Here is a 14458-nt window from a genome sequence, read left to right as displayed (position 1 = left end):
AGGGAACTAAGCTAGAATGAAATTTACTGAGTTAACTGTCAAAGAATACGAAAATTTTGTACAGAATCCAGCGTTAGAAAGTCATTATTTCCAAGTGAAAGAAAATATTGCGACAAGAGAAAATGATGGATTTCAAGTTGTATTACTGGGCTTAAAAGATGATGATAATCAAGTTATTGCAGCTAGTCTTTTCTCAAAAATTCCTACTATGGGTAGCTATGTTTATTATTCTAACCGTGGTCCTGTGATGGATTATAATGATTTAGGATTAATCGATTTCTACTTACGTGAACTCGATAGTTATTTACAACAACATAACTGCTTATATGTAAAATTAGACCCATACTGGATTTACAATATTTATGATAAAGATATTAATCAATTCCCAGATCGAGATAAAAATGACGCCTTAGTGAACTTGTTTAAATCACATGGCTATACGCATCACGGATTCACAACTCAGTATGATAGTTCAAGTCAAGTTCGTTGGATGGGCGTGTTAAACTTAGAAAATGAAACACCAGCCTCACTTAAAAAGCAATTTGATAGCCAAAGAAAGCGTAATGTCAATAAAGCAATTAACTACGGCGTAAAAGTTCGTTTCCTTAAACGTGATGAATTTGATCAATTTTTAGAGCTTTATCGTGAAACTGAAGCACGTACTGGTTTCGTTTCAAAAACAGACGAATATTTCTATAACTTTATCGATAATTACGGAGATAAAGCATTAATACCGTTAGCATATATCGATTTAGATGAATATATTAACAACACACAAGAGTCATTAAACGATAAAGAATCTCGTCGTGATCAAATGATGGCAAAAGAAAATAAATCAGATAAACAATTAAAGAAAATTGCTGAACTCGATAAACAAATTGAACATGACAAGAAAGAATTGTTACAAGCGAGTGAGTTAAGACAAACAGACGGTTCAGTCTTAAACCTAGCATCAGGCGTTTACTTTACAAATGCTTATGAAGTGAACTACTTCTCTGGCGGTTCTTCAGAAAAGTATAACCAATATATGGGACCATATATGATGCATTGGTTCATGATTAATTACTGTTTCGAGCATGGATATACACGTTACAATTTCTACGGTTTATCAGGAGATTTCACAGAAAACAGTGAAGACTACGGCGTATATCGCTTTAAACGTGGTTTCAATGTTCAAATCGAAGAACTTATCGGCGACTTCTATAAACCAATTAAGAAAACAAAATATTGGTTATTCAATACATTAAACAAAGCAAGAAAGAAAATTAAGAAATAACATAAGTTCTAGATATTATATTTAAGGCTTATAGGTATATGAAAATGCCTATAAGCTTTTTCTTTTAGTAGGAATTAAATTAACTATAGAAATATTATGTAAACTATATATATTTATTTTAATTGAAACTTACTGTAATTAAGGATTACTTATAAAATAATGAGTTTATTAGTACTATTTCATAGCAAGTTTATTGTTATATTGTTGATTCTATTAATTATATAATTATTTCTAATAAATCTTGAGCCATTTGCATATATACAGGTTTCTGATATTAAATTTTTAATTTAAATATTAGGAGTAATGCTGAGATTTAACGTGAGTTGCATCGAAAAATGATTTTGCATATCAGTATAAAGCTCAGTGCAAATTTCATAACCATAGTGATTAGAAAGTTTATAGATTGATGCATCTTACGAAATGATTAATGGATACATGCATGACAACTTACAAATTGTAATTTATTGATAATGCATGATAAATAATGCTGAATTATTGAGTATAGATTTTCAATTTCTTTTTAGTTTACATAATATATATTATAGGACGTTATATATATTTAAAAAAAGGTGCCCCATTTATGAGATTTATGTTCATTTCGTTTAATCGTGTATATAAAAAAGTTCAGTACCTTATGCACTGAACTTTAAATCTTGTAATTGAGTTTCTATTAGTAACGATAATGATGATTGAAATCATTTCTTGGATAATGATTTTGGCCATAATAATGATGATGCTTTCGTATAACTTTTTCAATTCTCTTTTGTTCACGTTGACGTCGCCAATTTCTCGTAAAGAACCATATTAAGAAACTTATAATTATGCTTATGATAGACATGAACATCGCATAACCGAATAACGGTTTATAAGATATATCATAGAATATTGGAATGAAAAATGCTGCTATAGTTAATATAAGAAATGTAATGATTGGTGTAGCAAACCATTTATGCAACACGAGTGTATTAAATACAGTTAATAATATGACAGCAATTACAGTAATCCATAAGTAGTGTGGTAAATCGGTTAATGTCATCTTTAGCGCTCCTTAATATTATAGTATGCATAATTAATCTTAATATTATTATACTAAATTTATTAAGATTTTCATTCAGTCTTTAGCTGTACAATCGAAAATAATTATTGTATTTTAGATAAATTTAATATTGATGCTCTATTAGCGATGAAATGTAAGCCCTGTAGTGTATTTTTTGTGGTGTTTTCTAGTATAATTAACAGTGAATAATGATATAAAGTATGCTTAAGGAGTGATTGTATGGTCGAATCTTTACCAAAACGAAAACATGTCCCTCAAGAAGAAACTTGGGATATTACAGAATTATTTGCAACAGATGCTGAATTCTATGAAATGTTAGATATCACATTAAAACAAGCCCAGGATTTCCACAAGCAATTTTATAACACGCTCAATAATATAAAAACGATTGAACATGCATTAGATACATATGTGGAAATACTAATAAATGTTGATCGAATGAGTAACTATGCAGAATTAAGATTAAGTGTTGATGTTACAAATGAAGCAGCACAAACGTTAAGTTCAAAGCTAACTAATTACAATGGGAAAATTGCTAGTGAACTAACTTTTGTTGAATCAGAAATTTTGCAACAACCTGAATCATTAATCAATGAGTTAATTGAAAACAGTAAATATCCACATTATTTAAAAAAGTTGAAAGATAAGCAACAATATCAATTATCACCTGAAGTTGAAAGTACTTTAGCTAGTTTATCCCCTACTTTTGACAGTCCTTTTGAGCTGTATGGCATTACAAAAATGTTAGATATTGATTTTGGTACATTTAAATATAAAGACCAAACTTATCCATTGGATTATACAACTTTTGAAAATGAATATGAGGATGATCCAGATACAGAATTCCGCAGAAAAAGCTTTAAATATTTTAGTCATGCAATCAGTAAATACCAACATACTACTGCGGCTACATATAATATGCATGTTCAACAAGAAAAAATTGAAGCAAATCTTAGAGGTTATGATTCTGTTATCGACTATTTGTTATCAGAGCAAGAAGTGACACGTGAAATGTTTGACCGTCAAATCGATGTTATTATGAGTGACCTGGCGCCAATTATGCAGAAATACGCAAAGTTACTAAAACGTGTTCATGGACAAGATACGATGCGTTTTGAAGATTTACAAGTATCGATTGACCCTGATTATGAACCATCCATTTCAATTGAAGATTCAAAACAGTATATCTTTGGCGCTTTAAAAATACTTGGCCAAGATTATTTAAATATGGTTGAACGTGCTTATAAAGATAGATGGATTGATTTTGCACAAAATAAAGGTAAAGAGACGGGTGCATATTGTGCTAGTCCCTATGCTACGCATTCGTATGTATTTATTTCTTGGACTGGTAAGATGACAGAAACTTTTGTTCTGGCACATGAATTAGGTCATGCAGGACATTTTACGCTGGCTCAAAAACATCAAAATTATTTAGAATCAGAACCATCTATGTACTTTGTAGAGGCACCTTCTACGATGAATGAAATGTTAATGGCTAATTATTTAATCGATTCAAGTGACGACCCAAAATTCAAAAGATGGGTAATCGGTTCTATTATTTCACGAACTTATTACCATAATATGGTAACGCATTTGTTAGAAGCAGCGTTTCAAAGAGAAGTATATAATAAGGTAGATAATGGTGAATCCCTTACAGCCCCTGTACTTAATGAAATTATGCGTGATGTTTATGGTCAATTCTTCGGAAATGCGGTTAAATTATCAGATGGCGTCGAATTAACTTGGATGCGCCAACCTCATTATTATATGGGATTATACTCGTATACGTATTCAGCAGGGTTAACGATTGGGACAGTGATGTCTCAAAAAATTAAAAAAGAAGGCCAACAGGCTGTGGATCAATGGTTAGAGACTTTAAGTGCTGGTGGTAGTCAATCACCAATTGACTTGGCAGATACCGCTAGTATTGATATTCGTACAGATAAACCATTACGTTCGACAATTCGCTATATTGGTCATCTCGTGGATGAATTAGAAAAGTTAACTGATGAAATTGAACAAAGTGAGTAATTCAATATATAAAAAACGGACTGTTATTACTCAGTCCGTTTTTATATATTAATTTATTTTTGAGTTATTCAAGTTCATCTCTGCTACTTATAATTTTATTTACAATTCCATACTCAACGGCTTCTTCCACACTTAACCAATAATCTCTGTTCGTATCTTCTTCAACTTTTTCAATTTTTTGACCTGTTTCTTGAGCAATAACTTCATTGATACGTTTACGTGTTCTTACGATTTCACGTGCAGTAATTTCAATTTCAGTTGATTGACCTTGTGCACCACCACTCGGTTGATGCATCATAAAGCGTGTATTTGGTAAACTATAGCGTCTTTCTTTTTCTCCTGACAAGAAGATAAAGATACCTGCGCTTACTACCCAACCTGAACCAATAATGTTCACTTTTGGTTTAATAAAGTTAATCATATCACGAATATAGAAACCAGAGTCAACATGGCCTCCTTGAGTAGAAATGAACAAGTTGATTGGTTCATCACTCGTTGCTTCTAATAATAATAATTTATTTGCTACGTCATACGCCGTTTCATCATTAATTTCACCAGAAATAATAACCGTACGCGTTTCTAACATTTTTTGTGTTAATAAATCGGAATTGTTTTGATTATCGAAGTTTTTATTCTCTGCCATGTCATCACCTTCTCTAAAAAATTTTACTCTTTTATCATACACGACTAAAATACAATTAAACATTAAAAAGAATCAATCATAACCTTCTCTTGGTCTGATTGATCCTTTTATATTTTGGGTTGTAAGCATTTAATTTATTTATTGTATGTTTCGTATCGTTCACCAGTAATGAAAAAGTAAATATTTTCAGCAACATTACCGATGTGATCTCCTACTCTTTCTAAATGGCGTGCTGCAAGATGTGCTTGTCCTGCCACAAATGGGTCATTGTCAATTAAATACGTTGTATTTACGATGTTTTTATATAAATCATCAATATCTTTATCACGTTCTATAATTTCTTTAATTAACGTGATGTCGTTGTGTTTTACTGCATCTCTCATATCTTTAAGCATTAACAATGCCAATTTACCCATCGTGTTAAGTCGTGTTAGTACATAGTGATCGGTAATTTTTGCACGCAAACGTATTTTAGCAATACTTGCTGCATTATCGCCAATTCTTTCTAAATCACTCGCGATTTTCAGAGAGGCCATCATTAATCGTAAATCTGTAGCAATGGGTTGTTGCTTTGTTATAAGCATGATGACCTTTTCGTTAATATCAGTTTCTAAAGCATTGATAACTTTATCTCTCTCAATTGTTTGTCGTGCATAATTACGGTCCTCTTCGCTTAACGATTGTAGGGCATATGATATGTGCTGATAAACGTAAAGGCCAAGTCGACGTAAATCTTTAACAAGATCGTCTAATTGGCCTTCATATTTTTCTCGAATTATTACCATTCGGTATTAACCAAATCTACCTGAAATGTAATCTTCTGTTTGTTTATCAGAAGGATTTGAGAATAATTTATCAGTATCATCATATTCATTTACATAACCGTTAAGGAAGAATGCTGTTTTATCAGAAACACGTGCTGCTTGTTGCATGTTGTGTGTAACGATAATAATTGAGTAATTTTCTTTTAAGTTTTGAACTAATTCTTCAACTTTTAATGTTGAAATAGGGTCTAAAGCTGATGTTGGTTCGTCCATTAGGATTACATCTGGTTCAATCGCTAAACTACGAGCGATACAAACACGTTGTTGTTGACCACCTGATAAACTGTATGCGTTCGTATTTAAACGATCTTTTAATTCATCCCAAATTGCTGCACCACGTAATGATTTTTCTACGATTTCGTCTAAAACCTTTTTGTCTTTAATACCGTGAATTTTTGGTCCGTAAGTAATATTATCATAGATTGATTTAGGGAATGGGTTTGGTTGTTGGAAGACCATTCCTACGTTTGTTCTTAACTTTTCAACTGAATAATTATCATCAAAGATGTTTTGATCACGATACATAATTTTACCAGCTGTTTTAACTGAAGGTACTAATTCAACCATACGATTTAATGTTTTGATGTAAGTTGATTTACCGCAACCTGAAGGTCCGATAATTGCAGTAACTGTGTTTTCTAAAACATCTAAGTTAATGTTTTTTAAAGCATGATTTTCACCATACCATAAGTCTAAATTTTTAGTTGAATAAACAATGTTTTTTTGGCTATCTGGAATTGAGCTTTCTTTTTTGTTTGTATTATTTGTGTCGATTGTAGTCGCTGGTGCTGACTGTTCATTAGTTGTTGATTCAAGTTCTTTTTTATCTTCTGAGATTGTTTTTTTATCCATAATTAAAACTCCTTTTTGAACTCATTTATATCTCTTGTTTAAGTGATTTCCCCATCAATTCACTGTTGTTTATATGAAAAGTTCATTAATATTTCTTGCTATATTTATTACGTAAGAAGATTGCAACTGCATTCATTAATAATAAGATTACTAATAATACTATAATTCCGGCTGCTGCAACGTTTTGGAATTCGTCTTGAGGCATTTTTGCCCAGTTGTAAATCGTGATTGGTAATGCTTGGAATTTATCAAAGATACTTGTTGGTACGTGTAATAAAACTGTTGGAATACCAATCAAGATTAATGGCGCTGTTTCACCTAATGCTCTTGATAAAGCTAAGATAAATCCAGTTAAAATACCAGGGATGGCTGCTGGTAATACGACACGACGAATTGTTTGCCATTTATTACCACCTAAACCATATGAAGCTTCTTTTACTGAATTAGGTACCGCTCTTATTGCTTCTTGGCTAGATACGATAATAACAGGTAAAATTAGTAATGACATTGTTAATGCGGCTGCAATAACTGTTTCATGCATAGCTAAAGCTGGAACATTCATACCTCTTACGAAAAGCGTTAAACCAAGTAAACCGAATACAACAGATGGTACACCGGCTAAGTTATTAATACAAAGTCTTACGAATTTTGTAAAAGCATTATCTTTTGCATATTCTTCAAGATAGATTGCTGTACCGACACCTAAGATGATTGAAATTGGAATGATAGTTATCATTAACCAAAGTGTTCCCATTAACGCTCCTTTAATACCGGCCATTGATGGCGTAGAAGATGAGAAACTTGTGAAGAATTTAGGTGTTAAATGCCCTGCACCTTGGATTAATGTATTGATAATTAAAGCAGCAAGAACGATTAAACCAACTAATGTACAAGCGAAAAACGCTGCTTTGTTGAATTTATTCTTATTAAGTCTGCCAGAGAGCTTGTTGTCTACAGTATTTTGATCGACTAGTGTTTTATTATTAGACTCGCTCATAATTAATACTCCTCTCTAAAGCGTTTCGTAATCCATTGTGATAATAGGTTCATGATTAATGTGAATAAGAATAATGTGAACCCAACAGCGTAAATACTGTAATATTGGTCTGATCCAAATGTTGCATCACCTGATGCGATTTCTACAATGTAGCCTGTCATAGTTTGAATTGAATTAGTAAGACTTAAATCGAATTTTGGTGAACTACCTGCTGCTAACGATACGATCATAGTTTCACCGATAGCACGAGAAATCGCTAATACAATTGATGCCATAACACCTGAAATTGCTGCTGGTAACACAACTTTTGTTGCTACTTCAAATTTTGTAGCACCTAAACCAAGTGCACCTTCACGCATTTTGTCAGGTACAGATGACATTGCATCCTCACTCATACTTGAAATTAATGGAATAATCATAATACCTACAACAATCCCTGGACTGATAGAGTTTAAACTATCAATGAACGGGAAGATTGCTCTTAATATAGGAGTTACGAATGATACTGCGAAGAAACCAAATACAATAGTCGGAATACCAGATAATATTTCTAAAATAGGTTTAATAATTCTTCTTGCACGACTTGAAGCATATTCACTTAAGTAAAGTGCTGCACCTAAACCTAAAGGTACTGCAACAATTGTTGCAATAAATGTGATTTTAAGAGTACCTAGTATTAATGCCCATATACCATATTTAGGTTCTGAACTTGCTGGATCCCATTGTGTTTTAAATAGAAATTGTGTGATTGGTACGCGTGTGAAAAATGTAATTGTCTCTGTCAATAACGTAACAATAATACCGATTGTAGCTAATATTGAGAATAATGCGATGATACCTAAAATTAAAGGTACAATTTTATCACTAAGGCCTTTCTTTTTAGCATTATTCTTTTTAATCATCTCACCTACTGATGGTTGCGAATTCGCCATTTCAATACCTTCCTTCTTTATTTGTCTCCCAAATTATTAAAAAAGGTTGGGAGTCTCTGTTAACTAATTGCATACAAGCGAAATGGATAGCACTTGTATACATTAGTCTTACAGAACAAGGAATGTAGAGGAAAGTGACATTTAAAACTGTCACTTTCGCCCCCCACTTCCAAATTCCCAACCTTTAAGAAATAAAGCTATGTTTACTTATCTTCTTTTTTGCTGTCGTCTTTTTTGCTGTCTTTGCTATCACTATTTTTGTCGATAAATTTATTTAATTTATCAAGTTGTTTAGTGTATTTGTCTTTAGGTAATGCAACTAAACCTACATCTTCAGCTGATTTACCTTTATCTTTTAATGTGAATTTCAAGAATTCTTGTAAACCTTTGTTATCTTTTAATTTCTTCTCGTTAGCGTAGATGAATAATGGTCTACTTAATACGTATGAACCATTTTGGATAGTTTTTTCTGAAGGTTTTGTAAGTTTACCTTTTTCGTCTTTGATGTTAACTACTTTTAATTTGTCTTTGTTTTCTTTGTAGTAGTCATAACCGAAGTATCCGATAGCTTGTTTGTTTTTGTCTACGTTAGATACGATTTGGTTTGTATCTGAGTTCTTATCAGCTTTGATATCACCTTTGTCCATTACTTCTTCACTAAAGAAGTCATAAGTACCATGTGATTGGTTAGGTGAGAATGGTTTGATTTCTTTGTCTGGCCATTTAGAATTAACATCTTTCCAAGTTTTAGCTTCGCCAGAGTAGATTTTTTTCAATTGTTTTTTAGATAATTCTTTAACGAAATCATTATCTTTGTTTACAGTAACTGTTACACCATCTTGGCCGATTTTGTATTCTTTATAATCGATACCTTTGTCTTTTAATTTTTTCTTCTCGTCATCTTTTATTGGTCTAGATGCATTTGAAAAATCAGTACTTCCAGAAATGAACTTTTCAAATCCGCCCCCAGTACCTGATTGTGCATTTGAAACAGTTACATTTGGAAATTTTTTGTTGAATTTTTCGTTTAATTTTTCAATGATTGGACCTACTGTTGATGACCCATCGCCTTTAACTTCTCCTTTAACGTCTTTACCTTCTCCTGAACCTGAATCAGAGCCACCGTTACCTCCGCAAGCTCCTAATAAAAGTGAAGCACCAACTACTGTAGTACCAAATAATTGCCATTTTTTCATTGAAACATCCTCCTAATAAATAAATAACCCAAAAAGTTATATGTATTTCTTACAACCCTTATACTACACATCGTATATTAATTACAAATGACTTTAATGTAAATATTTTGTTAAGATAGCTTGCCAACGAAATATTTTTCTTATTATTTGGCCAGCAACTGAATAGATAACTGTTTTAATGTTTGTTGGTATTTGTAGGTTGAGACTGTATTTCACTAGATTTATGTATTTGTTATTTATTGTTACTGAACATTAAAATCAAATTATATAAATTGATGTATATTTGTTTCTTTATTATAGAAGAAACTCAAAATATGAATATTGGTATAAAAAATAAGTCCACCAAAAGTTTTTAACCATTGATGGACTTAATGCTAATATTTATGTTTCAACTTAAATCATGTGAAGTTATTTTCTACTAAATAATTACTAAGATAGATTACTCTTCTATTCTACTCCAACCCTTTTTAGTTAGCGTAATCTTACCTGTTTCGATATTGATAATTTTATGTTTGTATAGATGACCGATTGCACGTTTAAAGGCACCCTTGCTCATATTAAACACTTCTTTAATAGCTTCAGGACTGGATTTATCCCAAAAAGGTAATTCTCCGTCATATTCGACAAGTAAATCAAATATGTGCTGACCATCTTCATCCAATCGCTCATGTGCTAGTGGTAAAAAAGAACCATTAAGTTCACCCTTTTCGTTGTAACCGATTATACGTACTGAGACATTTTCACCTAAGCGTGGTTCTTCTTTTCTTTCTGATTCATGAACAAAGATTTTGTAACCATCTTTAGATAGAAGGAAGCTACCTACTCTTAATAATCTATAAGGACGAGCTTCAATAACCTGATTGTGCATTTCGTCATTGTCAACTGGCGTGAACATTTGCTCAACAATTGTTTCAGTTGCAAGTCGTGCAAACATATTTCTTTCTCTGTCTATACGCAGTGTGACAAGTAGTTCATCGCCTTGAGTTGGCCAAATTTCTTTTACTTTAGGTAAGTCTTCCCATGGGATTAATACCTCTCTCGGTAAACCTACATCTACATGAGCGCCGTCTCGATCTGTTTTCAATACTTTAACGAAATCATATTTGTTTGTTGTAATATCAGGCATATTTTGTGTGGCAAACAAATCACCTGAACGGTTTGGATAAATGAAAAAGCTATACTCTTCTCCTATTTCTAAATCGTCTTCTTCATTAATTTCTGATTTATTGAGTTTTACGTCTTCTCCATTTGGTCCCTTTAATTTGTATGTGGACCCTTCTACACCCATTACTTGTAGAAATTCTATAGAACCTACAATATCTTTTTCATCTTGAGCCATATTGTTCTCCTTCGCACATTAGTTTCTTCCTATTATAACATGCAAATTGTTTTATGGCATTGACTACTTTAACTTTGGTCGAAAGAGCTAAGTAAGTGTGTTATAATTTGACCGTTAGAATAACGGAAAAGGAGAAAATGCATGTTACAAGTTACTGATGTAAGTTTACGATTTGGTGATCGTAAATTATTCGAAGATGTAAATATAAAATTTACTGATGGCAATTGCTACGGCCTTATAGGTGCGAATGGTGCTGGGAAATCAACATTCTTAAAGATATTATCTGGAGAAATTGATGCCCAAACTGGTCACGTTTCGTTAGGTAAAGATCAACGTATGGCTATCTTAAAACAGGATCACTTTGCTTATGAAGATGAACGCGTGATTGATGTAGTTATTAAAGGTCATGAACGTTTATTTAAGGTAATGAAAGAAAAAGATGAAATTTATATGAAACCTGATTTTAGTGATGAAGATGGTATCAAAGCTGCTGAACTTGAAGGTGAATTTGCCGAAATGAACGGTTGGAATGCTGAAGCTGATGCTGGTTCATTACTTTCAGGATTAGGTATTAGTGCTGATCTTCAAGATAAAACAATGTCTGAACTAGAAAACAACCAAAAAGTGAAAGTATTATTAGCTCAAAGTCTATTCGGTGATCCAGATGTATTACTACTCGACGAGCCTACCAATGGTTTGGATATTCCTGCAATTAGCTGGTTAGAAGATTTCCTTATTAATTTTGAAAATACTGTAATTGTTGTCTCACATGATAGACACTTCTTAAATAATGTGTGTACGCATATAGCTGATTTAGACTATGGTAAAATTAAAATTTACGTTGGTAACTATGATTTCTGGTATCAATCAAGTCAATTAGCAATGAAAATGGCGCAAGAGCAAAACAAGAAAAAAGAAGAAAAGATTAAAGAATTGCAAGATTTCGTTGCACGTTTCTCAGCGAATGCGTCAAAATCTAAACAAGCAACAAGTCGTAAAAAACAATTAGAAAAAATTGAATTAGATGACATCCAGCCTTCTTCACGTCGTTACCCATTTGTAAACTTTACGCCTGAAAGAGAAATTGGTAATGATTTACTATTCGTTGAAAATGTTTCTAAAACAGTCGACGGCGAAAAAGTATTAGATAACATTTCATTCACTATGTTCCCTAACGATAAAGCTGTACTTGTAGGAGATAGTGAAATTGCTAAAACAACTCTATTGAAAATTTTAGCTGGTGAAATGGAACCAGATGAAGGAACAGTAAGATGGGGTGTGACAACTTCAAGAAGTTATTTACCGAAAGATAACTCAGAATACTTTGAAGGCGTTGATATGAACTTAGTTGACTGGTTACGTCAATATGCTCCTGAAGATGAACAAACAGAAACATTCCTACGTGGTTTCTTAGGACGTATGTTATTTAGTGGCGAAGAAGTTAAGAAAAAAGCTAGCGTCTTATCAGGTGGCGAGAAAGTGCGTTGTATGTTAAGTAAAATGATGTTATCTAGTGCAAATGTCCTATTACTAGATGAACCAACAAACCATTTAGACCTAGAAAGTATTACTGCAGTAAATGATGGTTTGAAAGCATTTAAAGGTTCAATTATCTTCACTTCATATGACTTCGAATTTATCAATACAATCGCAAATCGTGTCATTGATCTAAATCCAGAAGGTACATTATCTAAAGAAATTTCTTATGAAGAGTACTTAAAAGAAACTGGTGTGTTAACACAAGCAAATGCTTAAATTTACATCATAATTTTATAACACATATATTTAAATTTTGGGGTAGAAACCTACAGCTAAAAGCGAGGTTTCTGCCCCACTTTTTTATACGAATGCTTTTGTGACAGTGCTTAATATTTTGAATTTAATTAGATGACTTTTTATAATAAGTATTGAATTGAAATAGGAGGAATGTAGTAATGGAAAATTATTTTATGCATGATGGACAAGTAATGCCACAAATTGGTTTCGGTACATATAAGTTAAATGGGACACATGGAATGCACGCAATTAGCAATGCATTAAAGAATGGTTATTCTGTATTAGACACTGCTTATAATTATGAAAATGAAGGTACGGTTGGACGTGCTATCGCAAATAGTCACGTTTCAAGAGATGAAATTATTGTTACTTCTAAACTTCCTGGTCGTTATCAGAGTTATGATGAAGCGCTCACTGCGATTCAAGAATCTATATACCGTCTGAATGTTGAATATATTGACTTATACTTAATTCACTGGCCAAATCCTAAGCAAGGAAAATATGTAGAAGCATGGAAAGCGATGATTGCAGCTCAAAAAGCAGGTTTAATAAAATCTATTGGTGTATGTAATTTCCTTCCAGAGCATATTGAAAGGTTAGAAAAAGAAACTGGTGTGTTACCTGTTGTAAACCAAATTGAATTACATCCTTACTTTAATCAAAAAGAAATGATTCAATACCATAATGATAAAGGTATTATTACACAAGCATGGAGCCCGCTTGGTCGTGCTTCGGATGTTATGCATGACCAAACAATAGTCACGATTGCTGAAAAGTATAATAAATCTGTTCCGCAAATTATTTTAAAATGGCATATTCAAAATGGTGTTGTTCCTATTCCTAAGGCGACGTCTATTTCAAGACAATTGGAAAATAAAAACCTATTTGATTTCTATTTAAATGATGAGGATTTAGCTCAAATTGATCAATTAACGAAAGCTGATGGTCGACGAAAAGGTCAAGACCCTGCTACTTACGAAGAATTTTAAATCTCTTTCAGTATTGGAAATAAAGTTACTTGACCAATTTAAAGGCAATTTCTATTTAAATGTATAGAAATTGTCTTTTTATTTACTAAATGATACGAAAATCATGTTTTTATAAGTACTTCCCCCACTTTTTTCGCATGGATTAAAAGCAAATCCATTGATCCGCATATACAATATATACCTTTTGAGCACTTTCATACTTTAAATCACAAATTTTTCAGTTTATTTAAAAAATTTGCTCAAATCAGTTTACAGTACTATAGCCTGTATGTATAATAAGTACCATAAATAACAATTAAATAATTATTGATGAGGCGCATCAATCATGAGTAAATTTTAGAAGTATCTGCCTGCTAGCAGCTAATTTTGAAAGGGTGAGATGCCGAAACAGTTATAATAGCAGTTTATAACATGTTGGACTTTATGGTTAAGAGCTGAGAGTCTGTCATTATTGTTAAATAATGGAGTGCATCACTTGTATATAAATTTTAGAACAGGTTCGCATTCCGAACATGTTCTTTTTTTATATTATTGTGATTCTCCCCT

At 32.3% G+C, this 14458-nt stretch carries 12 protein-coding genes and 1 riboswitch; of the genes, 4 read left to right on the top strand and 8 right to left on the bottom strand.

Annotated elements, in window-relative coordinates; all coding sequences use genetic code 11:
• Positions 1 to 16 precede the first annotated feature (16 nt).
• Complete coding sequence (locus tag NGI30_RS05665) at positions 17 to 1276, top strand: aminoacyltransferase (protein WP_251516809.1); 1260 nt, start codon at positions 17 to 19, stop codon at positions 1274 to 1276.
• Positions 1277 to 1946: 670 nt separating this feature from the next.
• On the opposite strand, the gene NGI30_RS05660 is transcribed toward NGI30_RS05665, so the two are convergent.
• On the bottom strand, positions 1947 to 2312 hold the full coding sequence (locus NGI30_RS05660) for a DUF2651 family protein (RefSeq protein ID WP_251516811.1): 366 nt from the start codon (positions 2310 to 2312) through the stop codon (positions 1947 to 1949).
• A 240-nt stretch (positions 2313 to 2552) separates the two neighbouring features.
• Between NGI30_RS05660 and pepF the strand changes: the two genes are divergently transcribed.
• Positions 2553 to 4364: an oligoendopeptidase F gene (pepF, locus tag NGI30_RS05655; protein ID WP_251942979.1), complete on the top strand. Its 1812-nt coding sequence runs from the start codon at positions 2553 to 2555 to the stop codon at positions 4362 to 4364.
• Between the two features lie 64 nt (positions 4365 to 4428).
• Here the strand turns inward: pepF and NGI30_RS05650 are convergent, their stop codons facing one another.
• The 7 genes from NGI30_RS05650 to cvfB form a co-directional block, all read right to left on the bottom strand.
• Positions 4429 to 5007 (bottom strand): ATP-dependent Clp protease proteolytic subunit, encoded by a 579-nt coding sequence (locus NGI30_RS05650; protein WP_251516815.1) that lies wholly within the window; start codon positions 5005 to 5007, stop codon positions 4429 to 4431.
• A gap of 134 nt (positions 5008 to 5141) precedes the next feature.
• The gene (gene phoU, locus NGI30_RS05645) at positions 5142 to 5792 is read right to left on the bottom strand and encodes a phosphate signaling complex protein PhoU (protein WP_251516817.1); all 651 of its coding nucleotides are present in this window, start codon (positions 5790 to 5792) and stop codon (positions 5142 to 5144) included.
• Positions 5793 to 5798: 6 nt separating this feature from the next.
• A complete protein-coding gene (pstB, locus tag NGI30_RS05640) occupies positions 5799 to 6683 on the bottom strand; it encodes a phosphate ABC transporter ATP-binding protein PstB (RefSeq protein ID WP_251516819.1) in 885 nt (294 codons plus the stop codon).
• An 85-nt stretch (positions 6684 to 6768) separates the two neighbouring features.
• Positions 6769 to 7680 (bottom strand): phosphate ABC transporter permease PstA, encoded by a 912-nt coding sequence (gene pstA, locus NGI30_RS05635; protein ID WP_251516821.1) that lies wholly within the window; start codon positions 7678 to 7680, stop codon positions 6769 to 6771.
• Positions 7681 to 7682: 2 nt separating this feature from the next.
• Positions 7683 to 8612 carry a phosphate ABC transporter permease subunit PstC gene (gene pstC / locus NGI30_RS05630; RefSeq protein WP_251516823.1) on the bottom strand — a complete coding sequence of 310 codons (930 nt, stop codon included), beginning with the start codon at positions 8610 to 8612 and terminating at the stop codon, positions 7683 to 7685.
• 203 nt (positions 8613 to 8815) lie between these two features.
• A complete protein-coding gene (locus tag NGI30_RS05625; protein ID WP_251516825.1) occupies positions 8816 to 9808 on the bottom strand; it encodes a PstS family phosphate ABC transporter substrate-binding protein in 993 nt (330 codons plus the stop codon).
• A gap of 439 nt (positions 9809 to 10247) precedes the next feature.
• The gene (cvfB, locus tag NGI30_RS05620; RefSeq protein WP_251516828.1) at positions 10248 to 11147 is read right to left on the bottom strand and encodes an RNA-binding virulence regulatory protein CvfB; all 900 of its coding nucleotides are present in this window, start codon (positions 11145 to 11147) and stop codon (positions 10248 to 10250) included.
• Between the two features lie 141 nt (positions 11148 to 11288).
• Between cvfB and NGI30_RS05615 the strand changes: the two genes are divergently transcribed.
• Both NGI30_RS05615 and NGI30_RS05610 read left to right on the top strand, forming a co-directional pair.
• The gene (locus tag NGI30_RS05615) at positions 11289 to 12902 is read left to right on the top strand and encodes an ABC-F family ATP-binding cassette domain-containing protein (RefSeq protein ID WP_251942978.1); all 1614 of its coding nucleotides are present in this window, start codon (positions 11289 to 11291) and stop codon (positions 12900 to 12902) included.
• 179 nt (positions 12903 to 13081) lie between these two features.
• On the top strand, positions 13082 to 13912 hold the full coding sequence (locus NGI30_RS05610) for an aldo/keto reductase (RefSeq protein ID WP_251516883.1): 831 nt from the start codon (positions 13082 to 13084) through the stop codon (positions 13910 to 13912).
• A 301-nt stretch (positions 13913 to 14213) separates the two neighbouring features.
• A riboswitch (Lysine riboswitch) is annotated at positions 14214 to 14392 on the top strand.
• Positions 14393 to 14458: the final 66 nt, after the last annotated feature.

The sequence above is a fragment of the Staphylococcus sp. Marseille-Q5304 genome, from assembly GCF_943737015.1.
Classification (GTDB): Bacteria; Bacillota; Bacilli; order Staphylococcales; family Staphylococcaceae; genus Staphylococcus; species Staphylococcus hsinchuensis.
This window is presented reverse-complemented; position numbering and strand designations above follow the sequence as displayed.